Annotated in this window: 24 protein-coding genes; 14 read left to right on the forward strand and 10 right to left on the reverse strand. The window is 71.2% G+C overall.

Features of this window, described 5'->3' with window-relative positions:
• Window positions 1–234: 234 nt before the first annotated feature.
• From ACFVKT_RS11820 to ACFVKT_RS11855, 8 genes are all read left to right on the forward strand, one after another.
• Entirely contained in the window at window positions 235–672 is a 438-nt protein-coding gene (locus ACFVKT_RS11820; RefSeq protein WP_385730241.1) for an STAS domain-containing protein, read from the forward strand.
• 127 nt (window positions 673–799) lie between these two features.
• The gene (locus tag ACFVKT_RS11825) at window positions 800–1633 is read left to right on the forward strand and encodes an ANTAR domain-containing protein (RefSeq protein WP_385730243.1); all 834 of its coding nucleotides are present in this window, start codon (window positions 800–802) and stop codon (window positions 1631–1633) included.
• 79 nt (window positions 1634–1712) lie between these two features.
• Complete coding sequence (locus ACFVKT_RS11830; protein WP_385730246.1) at window positions 1713–2429, forward strand: GAF and ANTAR domain-containing protein; 717 nt, start codon at window positions 1713–1715, stop codon at window positions 2427–2429.
• Window positions 2430–2629: 200 nt separating this feature from the next.
• Window positions 2630–3235, forward strand: a complete 606-nt coding sequence (locus ACFVKT_RS11835) for a hypothetical protein (protein ID WP_385730248.1) — start codon at window positions 2630–2632, stop codon at window positions 3233–3235.
• Between the two features lie 171 nt (window positions 3236–3406).
• Window positions 3407–3823 carry a hypothetical protein gene (locus tag ACFVKT_RS11840; protein WP_385730250.1) on the forward strand — a complete coding sequence of 139 codons (417 nt, stop codon included), beginning with the start codon at window positions 3407–3409 and terminating at the stop codon, window positions 3821–3823.
• 130 nt (window positions 3824–3953) lie between these two features.
• Window positions 3954–4310, forward strand: a complete 357-nt coding sequence (locus ACFVKT_RS11845) for a PRC-barrel domain-containing protein (protein ID WP_385730252.1) — start codon at window positions 3954–3956, stop codon at window positions 4308–4310.
• 123 nt (window positions 4311–4433) lie between these two features.
• On the forward strand, window positions 4434–4604 hold the full coding sequence (locus ACFVKT_RS11850; protein ID WP_385730254.1) for a hypothetical protein: 171 nt from the start codon (window positions 4434–4436) through the stop codon (window positions 4602–4604).
• 220 nt (window positions 4605–4824) lie between these two features.
• Complete coding sequence (locus ACFVKT_RS11855) at window positions 4825–5418, forward strand: DUF5994 family protein (protein ID WP_385730256.1); 594 nt, start codon at window positions 4825–4827, stop codon at window positions 5416–5418.
• 3 nt (window positions 5419–5421) lie between these two features.
• Here ACFVKT_RS11855 and ACFVKT_RS11860 read toward each other — a convergent pair whose 3' ends face one another.
• The 4 genes from ACFVKT_RS11860 to ACFVKT_RS11875 form a co-directional block, all read right to left on the reverse strand.
• On the reverse strand, window positions 5422–5841 hold the full coding sequence (locus ACFVKT_RS11860) for a DUF5994 family protein (RefSeq protein WP_385730259.1): 420 nt from the start codon (window positions 5839–5841) through the stop codon (window positions 5422–5424).
• 154 nt (window positions 5842–5995) lie between these two features.
• Window positions 5996–7015, reverse strand: a complete 1020-nt coding sequence (locus ACFVKT_RS11865) for an acyl-CoA desaturase (protein WP_385730261.1) — start codon at window positions 7013–7015, stop codon at window positions 5996–5998.
• Window positions 7016–7386: 371 nt separating this feature from the next.
• Complete coding sequence (locus ACFVKT_RS11870) at window positions 7387–8712, reverse strand: acyltransferase (RefSeq protein ID WP_385730263.1); 1326 nt, start codon at window positions 8710–8712, stop codon at window positions 7387–7389.
• A gap of 189 nt (window positions 8713–8901) precedes the next feature.
• On the reverse strand, window positions 8902–9402 hold the full coding sequence (locus ACFVKT_RS11875; RefSeq protein WP_385730265.1) for a hypothetical protein: 501 nt from the start codon (window positions 9400–9402) through the stop codon (window positions 8902–8904).
• Window positions 9403–9721: 319 nt separating this feature from the next.
• Here ACFVKT_RS11875 and ACFVKT_RS11880 point away from each other — a divergent pair, with 319 nt between their 5' ends.
• On the forward strand, window positions 9722–11650 hold the full coding sequence (locus ACFVKT_RS11880; RefSeq protein WP_385730267.1) for a YncE family protein: 1929 nt from the start codon (window positions 9722–9724) through the stop codon (window positions 11648–11650).
• Between the two features lie 36 nt (window positions 11651–11686).
• Here the strand turns inward: ACFVKT_RS11880 and ACFVKT_RS11885 are convergent, their stop codons facing one another.
• Both ACFVKT_RS11885 and ACFVKT_RS11890 read right to left on the reverse strand, forming a co-directional pair.
• Window positions 11687–12712, reverse strand: coding sequence for a hemolysin family protein (locus ACFVKT_RS11885; protein ID WP_385730269.1), 1026 nt, complete (start codon window positions 12710–12712; stop codon window positions 11687–11689).
• Complete coding sequence (locus tag ACFVKT_RS11890; protein ID WP_385730271.1) at window positions 12709–14043, reverse strand: hemolysin family protein; 1335 nt, start codon at window positions 14041–14043, stop codon at window positions 12709–12711. The genes ACFVKT_RS11885 and ACFVKT_RS11890 overlap by 4 nt, the downstream gene beginning before the upstream one ends.
• Window positions 14044–14496: 453 nt before the next feature.
• Here ACFVKT_RS11890 and ACFVKT_RS11895 point away from each other — a divergent pair, with 453 nt between their 5' ends.
• The 4 genes from ACFVKT_RS11895 to ACFVKT_RS11910 all read left to right on the forward strand — a co-directional run bounded on the left by ACFVKT_RS11895 (window position 14497) and on the right by ACFVKT_RS11910 (window position 17832).
• The gene (locus ACFVKT_RS11895; protein ID WP_055611897.1) at window positions 14497–14700 is read left to right on the forward strand and encodes a cold-shock protein; all 204 of its coding nucleotides are present in this window, start codon (window positions 14497–14499) and stop codon (window positions 14698–14700) included.
• Between the two features lie 306 nt (window positions 14701–15006).
• A complete protein-coding gene (locus ACFVKT_RS11900; protein WP_385730273.1) occupies window positions 15007–16527 on the forward strand; it encodes a DEAD/DEAH box helicase in 1521 nt (506 codons plus the stop codon).
• Between the two features lie 84 nt (window positions 16528–16611).
• Entirely contained in the window at window positions 16612–16941 is a 330-nt protein-coding gene (locus tag ACFVKT_RS11905) for an SCO5918 family protein (RefSeq protein ID WP_385730275.1), read from the forward strand.
• 552 nt (window positions 16942–17493) lie between these two features.
• A complete protein-coding gene (locus ACFVKT_RS11910; protein WP_385730277.1) occupies window positions 17494–17832 on the forward strand; it encodes a MerR family transcriptional regulator in 339 nt (112 codons plus the stop codon).
• Window positions 17833–17874: 42 nt separating this feature from the next.
• Here the strand turns inward: ACFVKT_RS11910 and ACFVKT_RS11915 are convergent, their stop codons facing one another.
• Complete coding sequence (locus ACFVKT_RS11915) at window positions 17875–18540, reverse strand: SDR family NAD(P)-dependent oxidoreductase (RefSeq protein WP_385730279.1); 666 nt, start codon at window positions 18538–18540, stop codon at window positions 17875–17877.
• Window positions 18541–18774: 234 nt separating this feature from the next.
• On the opposite strand from ACFVKT_RS11915, the gene ACFVKT_RS11920 reads away from it, so the two are divergent.
• The gene (locus ACFVKT_RS11920; protein ID WP_385730282.1) at window positions 18775–19722 is read left to right on the forward strand and encodes a TauD/TfdA dioxygenase family protein; all 948 of its coding nucleotides are present in this window, start codon (window positions 18775–18777) and stop codon (window positions 19720–19722) included.
• Window positions 19723–19724: 2 nt separating this feature from the next.
• Here the strand turns inward: ACFVKT_RS11920 and ACFVKT_RS11925 are convergent, their stop codons facing one another.
• The 3 genes from ACFVKT_RS11925 to ACFVKT_RS11935 form a co-directional block, all read right to left on the reverse strand.
• A complete protein-coding gene (locus tag ACFVKT_RS11925; protein ID WP_385731050.1) occupies window positions 19725–20711 on the reverse strand; it encodes an alpha/beta fold hydrolase in 987 nt (328 codons plus the stop codon).
• 164 nt (window positions 20712–20875) lie between these two features.
• The gene (locus ACFVKT_RS11930; protein WP_385730284.1) at window positions 20876–22117 is read right to left on the reverse strand and encodes a serine hydrolase domain-containing protein; all 1242 of its coding nucleotides are present in this window, start codon (window positions 22115–22117) and stop codon (window positions 20876–20878) included.
• 141 nt (window positions 22118–22258) lie between these two features.
• Window positions 22259–22918 (reverse strand): response regulator transcription factor, encoded by a 660-nt coding sequence (locus tag ACFVKT_RS11935; protein ID WP_365430196.1) that lies wholly within the window; start codon window positions 22916–22918, stop codon window positions 22259–22261.
• Between the last annotated feature and the right edge of the window lie 67 nt (window positions 22919–22985).

Here is a 22985-nt window from a genome sequence, read left to right on the forward strand (position 1 = left end):
TGTTGTTGCTGAGCACAGATCGCTGTGGGGGACGAGCCCTTGGCCCGGCCGCCCGGCGTATCGCCCTGGAGGCAGGCGGGCCGTTCGCACGTCCGGTGCAGAGACTGCCGGACCGGCCGCCGAACCTTCTCCGCCGAACGTACATCCGACCGTTCCGGAGCACGCCAAGAGGTGCCGGAAGCCCGGCGCCGCCACCGCGTTCGCCGTCCGGGCGGTCATCCGAACCGAGGCGTCATGCCCCTGTCCCAGTTGAACGTCCACCGGCACGACAAGAAGAAGCGGTCACTGGTCACCCTGGCCGGTGAGATCGACCTGGAAACGGCTTCCCGGGTACGCGAGACGCTGGAGGATTGCCTCCGTGACGGCTCCCGCACCATCGACGTCGACCTCACCTCCCTCACCTTCTGCGACTGCAGCGGGCTGAACGTCTTCCTCGAGGCGTGGCAGCACACCATCGAGGCCGGCGGCTCGCTCCGGCTGCACCACCCGCCGTACACGCTGCTGGTGATCGTGGACGTCACGGACACAGGTTTCCTGCTCGTGGGCTCTCCGTCCGCCCCGGGACCGTCTCCGCTCCCGGCCGCCCCCGCCGCCCCACGCAGCCTGCCCTCCTTCCAGGGACTGCGCCGGCTCGTCGCGGTCATTTCCGCTGCCGCCTTGGGCCTGCTGTGACGGCCGGCCCCCTGTCCGGTCCCGTCGGGGAACGGACGGACGGGCGGACAGACGGGCTACCGGACCGACGGCTGGACGGACGGCTGGGCGAACCGGCCCGCCATGCCTGGACGCGGTGGCCCGGGTGATGCCGGACAGCCGGTCGGCCCGTATCAAGTCGCTGGTCGCCGAGCAGGCGGCCCTGCGTGGTGCCCGGGTCGGCGTGGTGGACGTGTGCAACGCGGCCGTGATCGCGCTCCCCGTCGGCGGCGCCGGGCTGTCGGCGATGTCCAGGACCGCGGCGAGCCATCCCCTGTGCAGCACCGACGCCATCAGCGAGCAGTTGGAAGAGCTGCAGCTCACGCTGGGTGAAGGTCCCTGTGTGGACGCCTTCCACCGCGGCTCGGCCGTTCTGACGTCCGATCTGCGCACCGCCGAACTGCAGGACCGCTGGCCCGTGTTCGTCGAAGCGGCCCTGGAAGCCGGCGCGGCCGCCGTCTTCGCCCTCCCCCTGCTCGTCGGGGCGATCAGCCCCGGAGTTCTGGACCTGTACGCCCACGACCCGATACAGCTGGACGCGGAGGAACTCGCCGACGCGCTCGCGTTCGCCGACCTCGCGACGCTCGTGCTGCTCGACGCGCGGATCGACGAGACGGGCGGGCCGCTCGGCGGCCCCATGGAGGACCTGGGCGCGTACCGGGCGGAGATAGACCAGGCCACCGGCATGCTCACCGTCCAGCTCGGCGTCGGCGTCGAAGAAGCCTTCGTCCGGCTCCGCGCCCATGCCTACGCCCACGAACGCCGCCTCGCGGACGTCGCCGCCGATCTGGTGGCCCGTCGGCTCCTCTTCTCCCCGGGGTCGGGGACTGCAAGAAGGACGGGGGCCGGAGCAGGAGACATGGCCGAGCCCACGGCCGAGACTGGGAGCAAGGCCGAGACGGCGACCGAGACGGTGACGGACCGGACCGACGAGGAACTCTGACGCACCGGTGCCGCCCGGCGAACACGCTGTACCTCCCGCCCCGTCCCGGCGGGAACAGTCCCAACCGAGGGTGCCCACGATGAATCAGCAGCTCCTTGCCAGGACTTTCGTCGAACTGGCGGACAACCTGGTCGCCGACTTCGACCTGATCGACTTCCTGCGCCTGTTGACCGACCGCTGCGTGGGTCTGCTCGGCGCGAGCGCCGCCGGGGTACTGCTCGCCGACCGGGACGGCGAACTGCGGGTGCTGGCCGCCTCGGACGAGGAAGTACGCCTGCTGGAGCTCTTCCAGCTCCAGAACGACGAAGGCGCCTGCCTCGACTGCTTCCGCACCGGCGCACCGGTGATCGTCACCGACCTCGCGGCGGAGACCGCCCGTTGGCCGCGCTTCTCCGTACAGGCCCGGCGCAGCGGGTTCGGGGCGGTGCAGGCCCTGCCGATGCGCCTGCGGGACGAGGTCGTGGGCGCGCTGAACCTCTTCCGCGCCTCCCCCGGCCCCTTCGACCCGGCCGCCGCGTCCCTCGCGCAGGCCCTGGCCGACGTCGCCACCATCAGCCTGCTGCAACAGCGCTCCACGCACCGCAACACCGTCCTCAACGAGCAGTTGCAGTCGGCGCTGAACAGCCGCGTACTGATCGAGCAGGCCAAGGGAAAGCTCGCCGAACGCCAGGGCATCGACATGGAACGCGCCTTCACCGCGCTGCGCGGTTACGCCCGCTCCCACAACCGCCGGCTGTCCGACGTGGCCCGCGCCTTCATCGACAACTCCGAACCCCTCCCCGGCCTGGGTTCCTGACCGGCATCCGGAAGACCACAGGACCAACTGGCCCCAGCGCGGCGCCCGTCCGGGAGTACGCTGGTGAGTGGACGTCCCGGACCCCGGCGCCACCACGTCAGTCGGCCTCGATGGCTGTCCCGTACGTCTCCCGAACCGAGGCGCCCATGCGCACTCCCCGGCAACCGGACAACACCCCCGAAAGCTCAGAGCTCTCCCCCATGGACGTCGTGCGCCTGCGCCGGCTCAACCGCTGGCAGGCCGAGGGCATGCGGGAGGACCTGGCGGACCTGTACGTGGAGTCCTCCGAGGCCCGGCCGGGCGACGGGTTCCGCGGCCGTGAGGACTTCCTGCACCGCCTGGCGGACGGCGTACAACTGCCGGGATTCGACATGCTGGTGGCCGAGGCGCGGGCCCTGACCGGCTGTGTCTTCGGATACCCGGTGCCGCGCGACGGCTCCTGGTGGGAGGGGTTCGACGGACCGCTGCCGCGGAACCTGGAACAGCTGACCGCCTCCGGGCACGTCTTCGCGATCCTCGAAACCCTCGTCCATCCGCACGAACACGCCCGCGGGCTCGCCCGCCGGCTCCAGGAGCGACTGCTCGACGACCACCAGGCGTCCCTCGGCGCCACCCTCGCGGACCCGTCCGACCAGCCGGCGCGTGCCGCCTTCGAGACCTGGGGCTGGCGGGAGGTGGGCCGGGTCCACCGGCCGGCCGGGCCGGGTCCCGCGGTCCTGCGCGTCCTGGTCCTCCCACTCGGGGAGCGCTCCCCCGCCCACCCCGACGGCCTGGCCCACAACGCCCGCACGCAACGGCCCGGATAGCCGACGGGAGGCGGACCCGCGGGACCGCACCGGCCGCTTCGCCCGGCTCGCCCGCACGGCCTTCAGGCGTAGTGTCGGCGTGCCCGCCGCACACCAGCCGCCCGCACCCCGGCCGCGACCACACCTCGTGGACACCCGCCGGCACGAAGCAGAGGGAAGTGGCACACGACGATGTACGACCAGACACGCGCCCAGCAGCCCGCGAGCAACCTCCCCGGCCGCGCCGAGCGTCGCACCCCGGGCCCGGAGCCGCTCCTCCCCTCGGACGCACGCAACCAGCTCAACCAGCGCCTCCAGAAGGCCCTGAACACCTTCGCCGACAACCCGGTCCAAGCCCTGGAAGAGGCCGAGGCCGCCTTCGACGAAGCCACCGCCCAGCTCGTGACCACCCTCGCGGAACGGCGGCACGTCCTGCACGCCGCATGGCATGAGCAGGAGCGGGAACACGAACAGGGCGAGGGTCAAGGGCAAGGTCAAGGGCAAGGTCAGGGGCAAGGTCAGAGCCAGGATCCGGAGGCGCGGGCGACCGAGCTCAGGCTCGCGCTGCGGCAGTACCGGGAGGTCACCCAGCGGCTGCTGCGCATTTAAAAAGTACTATCCGCAGTAAAATGGACATCAGGTCGGCGCACTCTCATGTGCGACCGCCCGGGAGCCCGACTCCGGCGTGTCCGCGCCGGAGTCGTTGCCGCAGCCGTTGGCGCGGCAGGAGGGAGACGGCATGATCCAGTCAGCCGACATCCGCGAATGGCGCACCCATGACGTCGTCGATCCCAAGGGGCACAAGATCGGCGTGCTCGAAGCGGTCTACGTGGACACCAGCACCGACGAACCGTCCGTGGTCACCGTCCTGACCGGGCTGCCGACCCGACGGCGGCTGGTCTTCGTCCCCCTCGACAAGGCGCTCCTCGGGCCGGGCTACGTCAAGGTCTCCTACGACAGGAACCAGGTGCGCAAGGCTCCCTCGATCGGCACGGACGATGTCCTGCCCGCCGAGCAGGAGCCCGGGATCTTCGAGTACTACGGCCTGGCCTATCAGCCCGGCGCGGGCGGTGAGCGGCAGCTCGCCCGCCGCTGATCGCAGTCTGATCGCAGTCTGATCGCAGTCCGATCGCGGTCTGTTCCCCGCCTGTTCCCCGTCCGATCGCCCGTCTGATCGCCCGTCTGATCGCCCGTCCGGCCCAACGGAGGTGTTCGAGTCTTGGTGCTCTTTCTGCTGCTCGCGCTCGTGGCCGTCGTGCTGGGAATCATCGGCGCGGCAGCCGACGGTCTGGGCTATCTGCTGATCATCGGCATCGTGGTGCTCGTAGCCGACGTGGCCTTCGCGACCGTACGACTGTCCCGGCGCGCCCGGCGGCGGCCCCTGCGCTGACCGGTCCCGGCAGCCGGACAGACGACGGGACAGACGACCGGACCGGCGACGGGACCGGGACGGAACCCGTCTCCCGTCGGCGTCCGTTCGGCGGGCCGGGAGAGTAGCGTGGACGCATCGAGAGCATGCCGCGCACCGGCCTCCACGCCGGAGTCGTTCTCGGCGAGTGACAACGCCGGGCCGCTGTCCAAGAGGACCGGCCGGGAGACAGGTTCGCGCGATGTCCGCGACCACCGACCATCCCCCGCTGCGGATCGTGCCCTACAGGGTTCCGGCCGCCCGCCTCGCGCTGAAGCCCGTGGGCGCGTCCCAAGGACCGCTGGACGGCGCCTGGTGGCCCCGCTCGCGGGACCTGACGGCCGAACTCTCCACTCTGGCCGAGGTGTTGGACCCCCTGTGGGGGCGGATCACCCGGATCGCCGTCAACCCGACCCACTGGCCGTTCATCCCGCGCATGGTGCCCGTCAACGGCCATGCGGTGAAGATCGGCTGGTTCACCCGGGAGCTGGACCCACACAAGATCATGCTGCTGTCCGGCTCCGCCGGCCGCTGGGACCTGCTGGTGGTCCCGCCGGAGACGAGCGCCCCGGCGGCCGCACGTCTGATGGCCGCCGCGAGCACGGACACCGGCCCCGCGACGACCGCAAGCGCGCTCATGGCGGCTGAACCGGCCGTCCACGACAGCCCCGAGGCCGACCGGGACCAGGATTCCGAGGGGCCCGCCGAGACCATGGCCGACGAGGAAGGGCACTCGCCCTACCCGGCCGCCGCCGAGGCCGCGGCCGGGCGGAGACGCCCGCTCATCGGCTTGTGAACCTCAGCGCCCCGCCGACCCCGCCGCGGCGGCCATGAGCCGCTCGGCAAGGTCCGGCGGCGTGCCGGGCGGTACGACCCGCAGGTCCCATCGCCCCCGGCCGGGGGCGAGCAGACAGACCGTGTGCGGGGCGGACGCGGCGCTGGACCTGTGCAGCCGCACCACCCGGTCCAGGACCGGCATCCGGCCGGGAGTCGCGCCCCAGGTCGCCCCGTTGACCGTCACGCTGCCGATGTGACCCCAGGCGCGCGGCAACCCGGCGAGCAGCGACGGGAGTTCCGCGAGCAGGTCGTACGAGCGGGGCCACCAGGCACCGTCGATGGGATGCGGCAGGCCACCGCGGGGCGCGAGTCGCAGGCGGAGGAGGGGGAGGGGGACGGAGTGTGGAGGGAGCGGGTCCTGCGGTGCGATGGCCATGGCCATGAGGGCTCCTGGTGAATGCCGTACGGCGGTGAACTTCCGTACGGCTAGGGACTTCCGTACGGAAGTTGGCTCCCGTACGACGACGGACTCCCGTACGGAAGTTGGCTCCCGTACGACGACGGACTCCCGTACGACGATGGGTGGGACCGGGTGGTCACACCCGGCGGGCGGCGACGCGGTCCGGCGCCGGCCAGCGCACGTCGTGCACCCAGCCGAGGCGTTCGAAGAGGCGGATGACCTCTGCCGAGAGGTCGATCTGACCACGGTCGACGCCGTGCCGGGCGCTGGTGGGGTCGGCGTGGTGGAGGTTGTGCCAGCTCTCACCGAACGAGAGCAGAGCCAGCGGCCACAGGTTGGTGGCGCGGTCGTGGCGCCTGGTGCGGAACGGGCGTTCACCGATCATGTGGCACAGCGAGTTGACGCTCCAGGTGACGTGGTGGAGCAGCGCGATGCGGACAAGTCCCGCCCACAGCAAGGCCGTTACGCCGTACAGCCAGCTGCCGCCGATGGCCCAGCCAAGGCCGAACGGCAGGGCGAGGGTGAGGAGGCACAGCAGCGGGAAGGCGCGGGAGACGGCCTGGATGTCGCGGTCGGCCAGCAGGTCGGGGGCGTACCGCTCAGGCGGTGTCTGGTCGTTGCGGAACAGCCAGCCGACATGCGCGTGCAGCAGTCCGCGCAACTGGCCGGACAGGTGGGTGCCGTAACGGTACGGGGAGTGCGGGTCGCCGGGCCGGTCGGTGAAGGCGTGGTGGCGACGGTGGGTGGCGACCCAGCCGATGACGTCACCCTGGAAGCTCATCGAACCGGCTATCGCGAGCGCGATGCGCAGCGGGCGGACGGCCCGGTAGCCGCTGTGGGTGAGGCCGCGGTGGAAGCCGACGGTGACGCCAAGACAGGTGACCGTGTAGAAGACCACCGCGAGGACGATGTCGACGGGGTGGATGAGTCTGCCCCACAGCAGCCAGCCGGCGAGGCCGATGGCCACCAACGGCAGGACGACGATCGCCGCGGTCACGCTGACGTACATCCGCTCGCCCCCGCCGCGGGGCGGTGCCGGAGGTTCGTCGGGGAAGGGTGCCTGACCGTCGTACACGAATTCCTGTTCGTGTTCCTGACCCGGGTCCTGTTTCTGGACCGGCAGGGCAGCGTTCGACGTGGTGGAACTGAGCGACATCGGAACTCCTTGACCTCGGTGCGAGTGGCGCGGCCGGGGTCACGGGCTGCTCCGGTGAACGGACATGAACGGACATGAACGGACAGGCGATGTGCGACGGCCGGGGGGCTGGGGGCCGGTCCTTCGTCACAGGCGAAGAGCCGGCAGAGCCACGCCGGTCGGGGAGGGAAGGGAGGGGAGGGCAGGGCTTCGGCGGTCATAGGGCGGCGGAAGCCGCCCCGAGCGCGAAGCACCCGGTGTGGTCGACGCGGGAGAACCGCGAGGCCGACACCGGCCTGAGCACCGGCGCACAAACGGTCCTCGCCACTCCACCGTACTCCTGGGTGCCCAAAAGGAGCCGGGCCCCGGCCGTCGGCAACCGGCGGCCGACGTCAGGCGGCTTCTTCCAGCACGTCCCCGGAGGCCTTGGACCTGCCCGTGCCGGGGCGCGCCGCCGTCCGTCCGGACGCCATCACCAGCGCCGTGCCCAGTGCCAGGCCGAGGGCCGGCAGGACGGGGAACCGGCCGTCGTACGCGAACCCCCGCACGGCGAAGCGGGTCAGCGCGGCGGTGCTCGCCGCCAGGCCGAGCCACAGCGGCCAGGGGCGGTGCGGGCCGGCGTCCGGCCGCGTCCGCTCGTACAGCAGGGTCAGCCCGCGCTCCAGCGGCCGCAGTGCCGTCACCACACCGGCCAGGAGCACGCCGAGCACCAGCAGCCACGGCGCCCGCAGCCCCCACCAGGCCGAAGAGCCGTACTCGGGCTGGGGTGCGAGCCCGGTCAGGTAGAAGGCGGCGGCCGCGACCAGCACCGGCAGCATGTGCCACAGGTAGAGCGTCATACTGGCGCCGCCCACGGGGCGCACCGACCGCCAGACCCGCTCGCGGGCAAGGAGCCGGCGCAGGGCCGGTGCGAGGAGCAGGCACAGCCCGGTCTGGGCCACCACCCACGCCAGCATCGCGGCCGACGGCGGATTGGTGTTGCTGGGGGTCTGCCCCGTCACCAGGATGAGGCTGACGGGGAACGGCCCGAGCGTGATCAACACGGCGAAGGCGAGGCCGCCGCCGGCCGCCATCGTGGCCAGCCCACGGCCCGTCGTCAGCAGTCCGTCCCGCCAGCAGAAGCCGAGCTGGTAGGCGACGCCCCACACGAGCACGTAGTTGAGGAGTCCGACGTACGGCGTGTGGGCGCTCACCACCAGTACGTCGGCCGCGAGCGCGACCGCGCCCATGGCGACGGGGACCGCGAGCCCCCAGCGGCGGTGTGCCGCGTGCAGCACCGGCGTCAGTGCGCTGAGCAGCAGATACACCGGAAGGAACCAGAACTGCATCGCCATCGCCCAGCCCACCAGCGCGAGGGTGTCCCGGTCCACGCCCACGGCCGTGCAGATCCCTACGGCGGACAGCACCAGCGCGCTGTAGGCGGCCGTCGGCAGCAGCAGCCGCAGCGCCCGTCCGCCCACCCAGCCGGAGGCCGTCCCGCCCGCCGCCCGGGTCCGCGCCCAGGAGCCGCCCGCCGCGTGGCCCCCGGCCAGGAAGAACAGCGGCATGACCTGGAACCCGAGGGTCAGCCACTGGGTCCAGGGAATCGTCGCCAGGAGCTCCGGGGCGGCGATCTCCCCGCCGGCCCCCCGGACCAGGGCGGTGATCAGCCAGTGGCCGAGCACCACCAGGACGATCGCCCACGCGCGCAGGAAGTCGACGTAGCGGTCTCTGCTCATGCGTCGTGATGCTGCCGCAGGGCCGCGGCGAGCGCGGCGGAAAGTCCGGGCCGCAACCGTTTCGTGCCCGGTACGACATGATCCGCGTACCGCGACGACGACTTCAGCGGGGCCCTCAGCTTGCTCCGGGAACTTGGGCGCATGGATGGACACGGACACACCGCGCGCGCCCCCGAAGGGAGACCGGAGCTACTCCCCCGACCACTTGCGCAGCAGCGCCTCGCGTTCCTCGCGGCGCGGAGTGCTGTCGTCGGCCTGCTCGCGCCGCCACGCGAGGAGGCCACCGACGGACGCGCCGCCGTCGGCGAGGCGCTCCAGCACGATGGCCGACAGTTCCCGCTCGACCTGGTGGTGGATCCCGCCGGCGACCGCCGGGAGAGCGCTCACCGCGACGGTGCCGTCGGGCGCTTCCACGTGCACGGTGAAGGCGGGCGGGAACTCGCCGTCGCCGGTCACCAGCACGACCAGCGAGTCGATGGCCATGGAGACGAGCCGCCGGCCCGCGGACCGTACGACCAGGTCGCTGACCGCGATCCCCTGCACCTCCTCCCAGCTCCAGAACGCGCCGTTGCCCTCCCCGAGGGTCTCGACCCCGCCTTCCGTCAGCCGCACCCCTGACGCGGTCCCGACGGGCTCGGCCCCCACGTACACGGCGTCCTCGGTGATCCAGAACAGGCCGACCATGGCCATGGGGTTCCTCCAGCGGTTGCGCGATGCCTTGCGAGTGAACAGCTGTACGCCGCCCACGTGTTGGCCTGTGAGACGAGCAAGGCGGCCGCGCGGTTTAGCCGCGGCGAGAAGTCGCCGGGAATGCGGAGAGGGCACGCTCCCGGCCCCGGCCTGAATCTGTTCACCGGAAACTCCCTCCTCATCTGTCACAGGCATGCCATACGCTGCTGACAGCAGCCGCGCCCCGCGCGTCACCGCATCTCTGCGGTCATGTACGGGTGTTGCGCGGCGCTCTCGTCTCCCGGCCATCCACCGGGTTTTCTTGTGGGGGTACATCACTGTGCGCAGGCGCAGCATTTCGACCGCGACAGCGCTCGCGGTTCTCTTCAGTTCGGTGGCGCTGAGCGTCGTCACGACCGGCACGGCCTCGGCGGCCTCCGTCGCCATCGTCTCCGGCCCCGGCGGACTCGTCGTGGACCCCATCCTCAAGCGGGTCTTCGTCGGTGACGAGGGCGACGGACGGATCCAGGCCACCGACTACAACGGCAACCTCGTCGACCTCGCGGTCGGCCTCGGCGACGTCCACGACCTGGCGCTGTCGGACGACGGCAAGACCCTGTACGCGGCCGTGTACGGCCGGAACGAGATCGTCGCCCTCGACACCGCGACCCTCGACATCCAGGCCGTCTATCCCATCGGGACCGAGACGGGCCCGCAGCACCTCGCGTACGCCGGCGGCAGGGTGTGGTTCACCTACGGCGACTCGACGTCCGGAAACCTGGGCTCGGTCGACCCGCTGGCCGACCCGGCCGTCGCGGTACAGAAAGACCTGTTCCCGGCCGAGGCGCCGACCGCCCTGCCGGGCTGGAGTCTCCTCGACGCCGACCCCGGCACGCCCGGTCTGCTCGCGGTCGCAGGGTCCGGCACGTTCACCCGCTCGACGGCCGTCCTCGACGTCACCGGGACCGCGCCGCAGCTGGTCGCCCACAGTGACGCCTACAACGTCGGCGACGTCGACCTCGTCCCGGGCACCGCCGAGGTGCTGCTCAACGCCACCAACCGGCTCGGCTACGCGGACGGCGCGTTCACCGCGGCCGGCTCCTACCCGACGACCGGCCAGCTGGCGGACGTCGCCGCGGACGGCCTGGTCGCCCAGCGCGCCGGCACCGACGTGGCGGTCTACCGCGCGAACGCCACGAAGCCGCTGCGCACGTACACCACCCCGAACGGCGTCAACGCGCTGGCCTGGGCCCCCGACTCCTCCCGGATCTTCGTGCTCGCGGCCCAGGACAGCGGCTACCAGCTCAAGGTCCTGACCGACCCGACGAAGAACGTCCCCACCGTCACGGTGAGCGCCCCGTCCACAGCCACCCGCGCCAAGAAGCTCACCGTCACCGGCAAGCTCTCGGCGACCGTGCCGCTGCCGGCCGGCGCCAAGCTGGCCGTCACGCGTACCGACCTGGACAGCCCGGGCGGCAAGGCGCTGGCCGCCGTCACGGTGAAGTCGAACGGCACGTACAGCTTCACCGACACCCCGCCGGCCGGCGGCACGGTCACATACAAGGTCACCTACGCGGGCGACGCCGAGCACACCTCGGCCACGGCGTCCGACAAGGTCACCGTCTCCCGTGCGAAGCCGGCGCTGAGCCTGAACAAGAACGGCAAGGTCTACAACTACGGCACCGACGTCGCCTTCACCGCGCACCTCGGCTCGACGTACAAGAACCGCACCGTCGAGATCTGGGCGGACCCCTTCGGCAGCGACAAGCCCAAGAAGCTGCTGAAGACCGGGAAGGTCAACTCCAAGGGCGACATCGGCGCCTGGGTCGACATGACCCGCGACACCCAGATCACCGCGGTCTTCAAGGGCGACGCCCGCTACGCGCCCAGGACCGTGAAGGTCACGGCGTACGCCCGGGTCAAGCTCTCCACCGCCGTCACCAAGCACTACAAGACGGCCAAGATCGGCTCGACGGCGTACTACTGGTTCCACAAGAACACCGACCCGGTGCTGACCACGACCATGACGTACTACCCGGGCCGTATGCAGCGCCTCGAACTCGAGGTCTACTACCAGGGCTCCTGGTACAAGTCCGGCTCGGAGTACTTCGCCCTCGCCACGAACGGCAAGTCGGCGGTCAGCCTCGAGGCGCCCGGCGAGTCCGGCATCCGGGCGCGGATGCGGTCGGCGTACATCAACGGCTCGTCCGGCGACACCGTGAACTCGACGACGTACGGCTCCTGGAAGTACCTGTACTTCTCCAACTAGCCCTCTGGGCAAGGCTTTCCACCGGCCCGGTTCCGGTCACGCGCGCGTGGCCGGGGCCGGGCCGACCAGTTCCGAGAGCACGTCCTCCATCGTGACGAAGCCGAGCACCGCACCCTTCTCGCCGGTGACCGCGGCCAGGTGGCTGCCCATGGCGCGCAGGGCGGTGAGGGTGTCGTCGAGCGGGGTGTCGATACGGACCCGGGTGACGGGGTGCAGGGCGGCGGGCGGGAAGGGGCGGTCGCGGTCGACGGCGCCCAGGGTGTCCTTGATGTGCAGGTAGCCGAGCAGGGTGCCGTCCTCGCCGGTGACCGGGAAGCGGGAGAAGCCCGCCTCGGCGGCCGCCCGTTCCAGCCGCGCCGGGGTCACCGTGTGGTCGACCGTGCGCATCTTCGGCACCGGCACCAGGATCTCGCCGACCGGGCGGGTGCCCAGCTCCAGCGCGTCACGCAGCCGCTCGCCGTCGCCGGGCGTGAGCAGTCCGGCCGCGCTGGAGTCGACGACCATACGGGCGAGCTGGTCGTCGGTGAACACCGACTCCACTTCGTCCTTCGGCTCCACCCGCAACAGCTTCAGCAGCATGTTGGCGAAGGCGTTGATGCCGAAAATCACCGGCTTCAGGGCCCGGGTGAGGGCCACAAGGGGTGGACCGAGGTAAAGCGCCGTAGTCACGGGGGCGGCGAGCGCGATGTTCTTCGGGACCATCTCGCCGACCAGCATGTGCAGATACGTCGCCACGGTCAGCGCGATGACGAAGGCGATCGGGTGCACCAGGGCGTGCGGGATGTGCGCCGTCTCGAAGGCCGGCTCCAGCAGATGCGCGATCGCGGGCTCGGCGACCGCGCCGAGCACCAGCGAGGAGACGGTGATGCCGAGCTGGGCGGTGGCCATCATCGCGGAGATGTGCCGCAGCCCCCACAGGGTCATCCGGGCCCGCTTGTCGCCTTCCTTGGCGCGGGGTTCGATCTGGCTGCGGCGCACCGAGATCAGCGCGAACTCCGCCCCGACGAAGAACGCGTTGGTCAGCAGGGTCAGAGCGCCGATGGCGAGCTGGACGACGGTCATCGGGCTTCCTCCGTGATCTGCTGCGGCGCGGCCGCCGGTTCGGTGATGCGGACCCGGTCGGCGCGATGGTGCTCGACGTCCAGCACCGTCAGCCGCCAGCCGTCGAGGTCGACGGTGTCTCCCTCGGCGGGGATACGGGCCAGGCGGGTGGCGATGAGTCCGGCGACGGTCTCGTACGGCCCCTCGGGCGCCGTCAGTCCCATGCCGGTCAGCTCGTCGATGCGCACGCCGCCGTCCGCCTCCCACACCGCGCGGCCGTCCTCGGTCGCGGTGGCGGGCAGCAGGTCGGGGGCCTCGATCGGGTCGTGCTCGTCACGGACCTCGCCGACGACCTCCTCGACGATGTCCTCCACCGTCGCCACGCCCGCCGTACCGCCGTACTCGTCGATGACGACGGCCATGGTGCGGCTCGCGCGCAGCCGCTCCAGGAGCCGGTCGGCGGGCAGGCTGTCGGGCACCAGGAGCGCGGGGGTGGCCAGTTCGGTGACCGGTGTGACGGCCCGCTCGGCGGGCTCCAGGGCCAGCACGTCACGGATGTGGACGGTGCCGACGACCTCGTCGAGACTGCCGGCGTAGACCGGGAAGCGGGAAAGACCGGTGGCGTGGGTGAGGCCGGCGGCGTCGGCGGCCGTGGCGTGCGCCTCCAGGGCCCGCACGTCCACCCGCGGGGTCATCACGTTCTCCGCGGTCAGCTCGCTCAGGTGCAGCGTGCGGACGAAGAGTTCGGCGGAGTCCGCCTCCAGCGCGCCCTCGGCGGCCGAGTGCTGGGCGAGCGCGACCAGTTCCTCGGGGCTCCGGGCGGAGGCCAGTTCCTCGGCGGGTTCGAGACCGACTCGGCGTACGAAGCGGTTCGCCGTGTTGTTCAGGTGGTGGATGAACGGCCCGAACGCGGCCGTGAACCCGCGCTGCGGGCCGGCCACCACCTTCGCGACGGCCAGCGGACGCGCGATCGCCCAGTTCTTCGGCACCAGCTCGCCCACCACCATCAGCACGACGGTGGAGATGACCACGCCGAGCAGGGTCGCGACGGTCGAGGCCGCGCCACCGAGGCCGACCGCCTCCAGCGGACCGCGCAGCAGCGAGGCGAACGACGGCTCGGCGAGCATGCCGATGACCAGCGAGGTGACGGTGATGCCGAGCTGCGCCCCGGAAAGCTGGAGGGTCAGCCGGCGCACCGCCTTCAGCGCGCTGTCCGCGCCGCGCTCGCCGGCCTCGGCGGCGCGCTCCAGATCACCGCGCTCGACGGTGGTGAGGGAGAACTCGGCCGCCACGAACAGCGCGCAGGCGAGCGTGAGCAGCAGGGCGAGCAGCAACAACAGGACCTCGGTCACCGTGCCACCCCCGATCCCTCACGCGAGCCTGGCGGGCGGGATGTGGCACGGCTGGTACTGGGAGGTTCACCCATCGCGGAACCGTCGCTCCTTGGTCGTATTCGTGGTCGTAGGTCCCGTCCAGTGTAAAGGGATCGCAAAGTTGCCCGGCAACCCGCCTCCGCCGGCAACCGTCACCCCGGCTGACCCCCTGGCTGACACCCGGACAGAAACACTGGAGCCCGAGGGAGGCAATATCTGTGACAGCGAAGTGAGAATTTGACGCGACGCACGATGAGGGTTTTTCCGCCGACCGGCGGAACAGATTTACCTATCACACATCCCCGGTCGCAGCGTGCTACTGTCGATCTCAGTTGCAGTTGTGGTCCCCAGAAAATCCTGAGGGTAATCATCACGGCGACACGGACTGCGCACAGTGTGCAGTCCGAGCACCGCCCCGAAGGAGATTTTGACATGGCTGCTGGTACCGTGAAGTGGTTCAACGCGGAAAAGGGCTTCGGCTTCATCGAGCAGGACGGCGGCGGCGCCGACGTCTTCGCGCACTACTCGAACATTGCCGCCCAGGGCTTCCGCGAGCTGCAGGAGGGCCAGAAGGTGACCTTCGACATCGCGCAGGGCCAGAAGGGCCCGACGGCCGAGAACATCGTTCCCGCCTGACGCTGACGCATACTTCGCAGCTGGGGCCCGCACCTTGGGGTGCGGGCCCCAGCTCGCTGCGTTTCGGATCAGCTCCTGAAGCGGATTGATATCCGCCGGGACCGTCCGCATTCGCACGCCATACCCGGTCCCCCCACCAGGATCGCGCCATCCAATTCGATGTCGCATTCGATGCCGCATCCGGTGAGTAATTACTGCAGACCGATTTCGGTCTCGCATTGTCTTCGGCTCGTTCTTGCGATTCTCTGCGCTGCACATTCGCTGCGGGAATTCCTTGATACGTGCCATATCAAGGAAGGTTCCGCATTGAATCGCGACCGCACACGTACCCGCACGAATGACCGCTTCGCCCGCACACGCTCCGGAGGTTCCGGCTCCGGTGGATACGGCTCCGGCAGCTCCGGTGGTTCCGGCTCCGGCAGGGGCGGCGGCCGCTCCGGTGCGCCGAGCCGCGGGGGCAGCTACGGACGCCGCCCGGCCGCACTGCAGGGCGAGTTCGCGCTGCCGAAGACGATCACACCCGCTCTCCCCGCCGCCGAGGCGTTCGCCGATCTCGACATGCCGGCGGCGCTGCTGGCCACGCTCGGTCACGAAGGCATGAGCGTGCCCTTCCCGATCCAGGCGGCGACCCTGCCGAACTCCCTCGCGGGCCGTGACGTCCTGGGCCGTGGCCGCACCGGTTCGGGCAAGACCCTCGCCTTCGGGCTCGCGCTGCTCGCCCGTACGGCCGGTCAGCGTGCCGAGCCGCGCCAGCCGCTGGCTCTTGTCCTCGTCCCCACCCGCGAGCTCGCCCAGCAGGTCACCGACGCGCTCACCCCGTACGCCCGTGCCGTAAGGCTGCGGCTGACCACCGTGGTCGGCGGGATGTCGCTCGGCAGGCAGGCCGGTGCGCTGCGCACCGGGGCCGAGGTCGTCGTCGCGACCCCGGGCCGGCTCAAGGACCTCATCGACCGTGGCGACTGCCGGCTGAACCAGGTCGCCATCACCGTCCTCGACGAGGCCGACCAGATGGCCGACATGGGCTTCATGCCGCAGGTCACCGCGCTGCTGGACCAGGTGCGTCCCGAGGGCCAGCGGATGCTCTTCTCGGCCACCCTGGACCGCAACGTCGACCTGCTGGTCCGGCGCTACCTGACCGACCCGGTGGTGCACTCCGTCGACCCGTCGGCGGGCGCGGTCACCACCATGGAGCACCACGTCCTCCACGTGCACGGCGCGGACAAGAACCGCACGACCACCGAGATCGCGGCCCGCGAGGGCCGGGTGCTGATGTTCCTGGACACCAAGCACGCGGTGGACCGGCTGACCGAGCACCTGCTGAGCAGCGGTGTCCGTGCCGCCGCCCTGCACGGCGGCAAGTCCCAGCCGCAGCGCACCCGGACCCTGGACCAGTTCAAGACCGGGCATGTGACGGTTCTGGTGGCGACCAACGTCGCCGCACGCGGGATCCATGTCGACAACCTCGACCTCGTCGTCAACGTGGATCCGCCCACCGACCCCAAGGACTACCTGCACCGCGGCGGCCGTACGGCGCGTGCCGGCGAGTCCGGCAGCGTCGTCACGCTGGTCACGCCCAACCAGCGCCGTGAGATGACCCGGCTGATGGCCGCCGCCGGCATCACCCCGCAGAACACGCAAGTGCGCTCGGGCGAGGCGGAGTTGAACCGCATCACGGGCGCCCAGGCCCCCTCGGGCATCCCGGTCGTCATCAAGGCGCCGGTCGTGGAGCGCGCCCGGCGCGGTGGCTCCTCCTCGTCGTCCTCGTCGTCCCGCGGCCGTCGCGGCCGCACCGGACAGCGGCGGCCCGCCGCCAACCCGGCGGCCTAGCCGCGCGGGTGGACCGTTCCACCACCCCGGCCCTGGCCCCGGTCAGCAGCTCGTCCCCTTTCTCCCCCTCCCATGTGAGGCATCATGCGCTGTGTCATCGCCCGCTTCCCGTTCGACCTCACCAAGAGCGGGGTTCTGGAAACGATGAAGGGTGTCAAGCCCGAGCCGATCACGGGTGAGTCCGTGATCATCGGCCGCTGCCACTACCCCGCCAAGCAGGTCGGCGAGGTCATCACCCGGCAGGACCGCCGCGACTTCACCAGCGGCGAGGTCACCCGGGCCATGGCCCGCCTCGGCTTCACCTGCCGCGGCGGCCAGGAGGCGGCCGCGCCCGCCGCACCCGCCCCGCGTCCCCTGACTCCGCTCCAGAACGCGTCGGCGCTGCTCGGCAGCCCGGCTCCGCTGGAAGTCTGAGGACGGGCGGGAGCGAAACCCGCCACACGCCACAACAGTTCAACGAGCTGTAGAGCGATACAGCGATGAGGGCCCTGCCGACGCGCGTCGGCAGGGCCCTCATCGCGTTCCCGCCGGGTTCCGGCCGGCTTCCCATCGGCCTCCCGCCGGTCGGAGGATCAGAATATTGACCTTCCGGGCGCGCCGAAATCTACTCTTGTCAGAGTAGACATTGGTCCGCGCCGTGGCTAAGGTTTCTCTCGTAGCCGCGGTCGAGCGAGACCCGGCAGGCACGAACAGACAGACCGACCCAGAGGAAGGACGGAGGAGCAGACGCCATCTGGATCGCCCGGACCGAGATGTATCCGGTCCGGGTACCGCAAGACCCCTGGATTGGAAGGTGGTCCCCGGTCACGCATCCGCGATCCTCGCAGTCCCGTCCTTCTCTCAGGCCGGGCAGCGGAAACAGAAGGTCGGCGCAGCGGTAAGCCCGGCCGATGGTGTTGAATTTCCTTCGGGGCCCTGGTGCCGTACGGCACCAGGGCCCCTCGACGCGTTGCACATCGAGGTGAAATGACAGCAGATACTCCGCTCAGTGGCCGTCTGGACGACGACGACTACCCCGCGTACACGATGGGCCGGGCCGCCGAGATGCTCGGCACCACTCCCGGTTTCCTCCGGGCCATCGGCGAAGCCCGTCTGATCACTCCGCTCCGTTCGGAGGGCGGACACCGGCGGTACTCCCGCTACCAGCTGCGGATCGCCGCCCGCGCCCGCGAGCTGGTCGACAAGGGAACCCCGGTCGAGTCCGCCTGCCGCATCGTCATCCTCGAGGACCAGCTCGAGGAGGCTCAGCGCATCAACGCCGAGTACCGCCGCGCCGCGAAGGAAACGACTGACAGTTCCAGCTGACCGGGCGCCGAGCGCCTGAACGCGGACCGTGCCCGATACGCCTCAGCTGTCGAGGTCGTCCGCATAGTGCCGGAACCCGTGCCGGTCCCGGTGGATGCCCCACAGGGTCTCGGCGAGCGCCGCGGGGTCCTTTCTGTCGTGGCCCTGGATGATGGCGCCGGGGATGACGAGCTGCGCGACGTGAATTCCGTCGGCGGCGAGCGTGTCGTGCAGCAGGTGGCCGTACGCGCTCTCGGCGGCGAAGGCGATGGAGGTGCCGGCCCGGTCCGGGTGGGGAACGACGGCGGTACCCCCGTTCACGAAGAGGATGGTGCCGCGCCCCGACGACCGCATCGAGGGCAGCACCTCACGGACGGCGGTGGCGGCCCCGTACAGGGAGAACTCGATCGGGCCCACGAGATCGGCGGGGGCGGTCTCCAGTACCGGCCGCATGAAGTCCCGGTGCGGGATCGGGCTGTACTGCAGGATCTCGATCGGGCCCAGCGTCTCGGCCGCCGCGGCCAGCGCCGCTTCGAGGGCTTTCGGATCGCGTACGTCGGCGGCGAAGCCGCGCGCTGTGACGCCCGCGTCGGCCAGGCCGGCGGCGAGAGCCTCGGCGCGCTCACGGTTGCGCGAGACGAGGGCGACGTCGTGGCCCTCCCGGCCGAACCGCCGCGCGACGGCGGCACCGAGTCCGGGTCCCGCTCCGATGATGGCGATGGTGGTCATGAGTGAGGCTTCCTTGGGAGACGGGGCGGACGCGGGGCTCCTGTACGGGAGGGAGCCTTCAATGAGCATCCCGACTGCGGGCCGGGTGCGCATCCCGGCAGGAGCGTTCCCCCCTAATCGTCCGGGGCCGGGCCCCGCCCGGCTCAGCGCGTACTGCTGCGCGTCCATGATTCTTTGGACGGAGACAGAATCAGGGTCGGAAGCAGGATCGAAATCACGGTCAACGGAGCGCAGATGACAACAGCTGACAGTGTCCAGGTGAAGCCGGTCGCGGGGCTGATCGGCGCGGAGATCACGGGCGTCGATCTGGCGGACGGGGCGCTGGACGACGCGGTGGTCGAGGTGATCCGGGCGGCGGTGCTGCGCTGGAAGGTGGTGTTCTTCCGGGACCAGCGGCTGGACCACGCGGCGCACCTCGGTTTCGCGCGCCGGTTCGGTGAGCCGGTGACCCTGGGGAAGCGCGGCAGCGCGTCGCCGGCGGAGTTCCCTCAGGTGGAGACGACGGCCGACCGGCTGGAGCTGGGCGGGCGGTACGGCATGGACCACGCCGAGTGGCTGGAGCGGCGCCGGCACACCCTGCTGAGGGGCTGGCACTGCGACCACGGTGCCCGGATCGACCCGCCGGCCGCGACGATCCTGCGCGCCGAGACCGTACCCCCGTACGGCGGTGACACCACGTGGTCCAATCTGGCGGCGGCGTACGCGGGACTGTCGGAGCCGGTGCGGAACTTCGTGGCCGGGCTGCGCGCCGAGCACCGGCTCGGGGTCGGGTACCAGCCGCGGCCGGGCGACGACGCGTATGTACGTCATCTGCTGGACCGGCAGGTCGCCTCGGCTCATCCCCTGGTCCGGGTGCACCCGGAGACGGGGGAGCGGGTGCTGTTCGTCAACGGCTACTACGTGGAGCAGATCCAGGACGTGTCCCGCGCGGAGAGCCGGCTGCTGTTGGAGATGCTGCTTGAGCAGGCGGTCCGGCCCGAGTACACCGTCCGTTTCCGGTGGGAGCCGGGCAGCGTGGCCTTCTGGGACAACCGCGCCACCATCCACCTGGCCCCGAACGACCTGGCCCATGTCGACTTCCCGCGCGTCATGCACCGGGTCATGCTCACCGGCGACATCCCGGTCGGCGTGGACGGAAGGCCCTCCGAGCCGATCGTGGGGACGGAGCCGGGCCGCTGGTGACCTCAGGCGGCGGGCAGTGCGGCGAGCCAGTCGAGGAGGAGCCGGTTGGTCTCCTCGGGGCGTTCCTGCTGGAGCCAGTGGCCGCAGCCGTCGAGGATGTCGGAGGAGAACAGGCCGGGCAGGGTGGTGGGGTAGGCCTTGATCGCGTCTGCCCGCCAGGTGGTGGAGGCGTCCAGGCCGCCGCCGATGAACAGGGAGGGCTGGGTGACCGGGGCGCCGTCGAAGTCGGCGAGCTCCTCCCAGTCACGGTCCATGTTCCGGTAGCGGTGCAGCGCTCCGCTGAAGCCGGTCCGCTCGAACTCCCCTGCGTAGACGTCGAGGTCGTCCTCGGTGAGCCAGCCGGGCAGCCGTCCGCCGGCGGGGAACCGGTCGCGCAGTTCCCCGCCCGGGCCGACGAAGTGCAGGTCGGGTGCGCCGGGTTCGGGCATGGTGTCGGCGGACAGGCCGGCATAGAACTGCGCGAGCCAGCCGCGTACGTCGGGCTCGATCTCGGCTTCGGCGCGACCGACCTGCTGGAAGTAGGAGACGTAGAACTCCTCGTCGCCGCCCATGCCCGCGAAGATCTCGGTGGGCCGGGGGCCGCCGCGCGGCGCGTACGGGACGCTCAGCAGCCCCACCGCGCGGAAGACATCCGGCCTGACCAGGGCGGAGTTGGCGGCGATGGGCGATCCCCAGTCGTGGCCGACGATCACCGCGGACCGCTCGCCGAGGGCGTGCACCACCGCCGCGTTGTCCTCCACCAGTTCGCGCATGCGGTACGCCTCGGTGGCGGCGGGCCTGGAGGAGCGGCCGTAGCCCCGGACGTCGATGGCGACCGCCCGGTATCCGGCCGCCGCCAGCGCCGGGAGCTGGTGGCGCCAGGAGTACCAGGACTCCGGGAAGCCGTGCACGAGCAGCACCAGCGGGCCCGTGCCCTGCTCCACCAGGTGGATCCGGCCCGCGGGGGCGGGAACCAGGCGGTGCGTTACGTCCATGACCGGATGCGACATCAGTCCTCCAGGGGTCTCGGTGTGCGGTGTGCGGTGTGCGGTGCGCCGCGCACCGTGCGCGGTCTGCGGCTGCGGCTGCGGCTGCGGCTGCAGCTGCGATTCGATCATGCGGAGCATGGCAGGCCCGCGGCGAGTGTTGTTGCCGTTTCGGCAACACGGCTCGGTCAGTCGCCGGCGCAGAGAGCCGTGTCGAGAACGGCGTTGACGTGTTCCGCCGACGCCATGTCGGCGGGCAGGGCGGTCACGGCGACCGTGGCCGCACGGCCGTCCTCGGTGACGGCGTTGCGGTTCTCGTAGCCCTCCGAGTCGCCGCCGTGGCCCCAGACGACACCGCCGCAGCTCAACGGCATCTCCATGAGCCCGAGCCCGTACCGCCAGCCGGCCGGAAGTCCGTTGGCCACGACCGTTGTCCGCATCTGCTTGAGCTGCTCCGGCTTCAGCAGCCGGCCGTCCATCAGCGCGGTGAGGAAGCGGTTGATGTCGCTCGGGCGGGCGATGAGCTGCCCGGCCGCCCCGGCCCAGGACGGGTCGATCTCGGTGGCGTCGACGACCGGCCCGCCGGGGGTGTCGGAGGCGTAACCGTGGGGGTGCGGCTCACGGATGGTCTGGTCGCCGGTGGCCGGCCAGTACGTGTGCCGCAGCCCCGCGCGCTCGATGACCCGGTGGGTGATCTCCTCGCCGACCGGGCGCCCGGTGACCTTCTGCACGATCAGTCCGGCGACGACGTAGTTGGTGTTGCTGTACTCCCAGCCGTCACCGGGAGCGAAGGACGCCTTCTCCTTCAGCGCCATGTCGAGCAGGTCCCGCGCCTCGACGTAGGTGTGCCGCCACTGCGAGAACTCCCCCATGCCCGCGGTGTAGTTGGGGAGCCCGCTGGTGTGCTGGAGCAGCTGGCGGACGGTGATGACCCGGCCGTCGATGCCGTCGCCCCGGACCAGGCCCGGCAGATACGTCTCGATCGGCGCGTCCAGGCCGACCTTGCCCTCGCCGGCCAGTTGCAGGACGACCGTCGAGGTGAACATCTTGGTCGCGCTGGCGATCCGGACCTGACCGTCGACGGGGACCTTGGATCCGGTCCGCAGGTCGCCCACCCCGGCCGTGTAGTTGGTGGTGCGGCCGTCACTGTCGCGTACGGAGGCCAGCGCGGCGGGGAAACCGTCGTCGCGGACGAGGCCGTCGAGGCCCTTCCGGACGACGGCGCTGCTCTTCGCGGTGCCGGTGCCGGTGCCGGTGCCGGTGCCGTGTTCGGCGCTCGCGGAGGGCGCGGTGGTCACTACGAGACCGGTCAGCGCGGCGAGGGCCGACACGACGAGGGCGTGCCGACGGCGGGCACGGGACCGCTGGGTGCGCGACCACTGGGTGCGCGACCGCTGGGTGCGGGACAGCTGGGTGCGGGACTGGAACATTGGAGCAACTCCCTGATGGACGGCTCTTGTTGACGTCCTCCAGGCTGGCCCGGACAGGACCGCACAGCGATCCCGCGTACTGCACAGCGACAGTCGGGAAGGCCCTACCGTCCGCGGACCGGCTGCCCTCAGTGGCGGCGGTCAGGACCGGCGGTGCGCGTCGTCCAGGTAGTGCAGTACGGCGGCCACGCGGCGGTCCGTGCGGTCGGTGGGGGCCAGGTTGAGCTTGGCGAAGATGCTGCGGATGTGCTTGTGGACGGCGCCCTCGGTGACGACGAGGCGTTCGGCGATGGCGGTGTTGCCCAGGCCTTCGGCCATCAGCGCCAGGACGTCGTGTTCGCGGGGGCTGAGACGGTTCAGCCGGGTGTCGGGGCGGGTGCGGGCGAAGAGCTGGGCGACGACCTCGGGGTCGATGGCGGTGCCGCCGTCCGCGACGCGGTGCAGCGCCTCCAGGAACTCCTGGACCCGGCCGACCCGTTCCTTGAGCAGGTAGCCGAGCCGGGCGCTGCCCTCGGCGAGCAGGTCGGTGGCGAAGGCCTGCTCGACATAGGCGGAGAGCACGAGCACGGCCAGACCCGGCTGACCGCGCCTGGCCTTCACCGCCGCGACGATCCCCTCGTCGGTGTGCGTCGGCGGCATCCGTACGTCGACGATGGCGACGTCGGGTTCGTGTTTCTCGACGGCCGCCAGGAAGTCGTCCGGCGTACCGGCGGTGGCCACCACGTCCAGCGACTCCGCGCGCAGCAGCAGCGCGAGCCCCTCACGCAGCAACGGGTCGTCCTCGGCGATCACAATCCGCACGGTGGGCTCTCTTCCAGGTCGACGGTCACAGGCGGCACAACGGGCTCACTTCCGGTTCGGCTCAATG

Source organism: Streptomyces sp. NPDC127595 (assembly GCF_042671685.1).
In the GTDB taxonomy this organism is placed as follows: Bacteria; Actinomycetota; Actinomycetes; order Streptomycetales; family Streptomycetaceae; genus Streptomyces.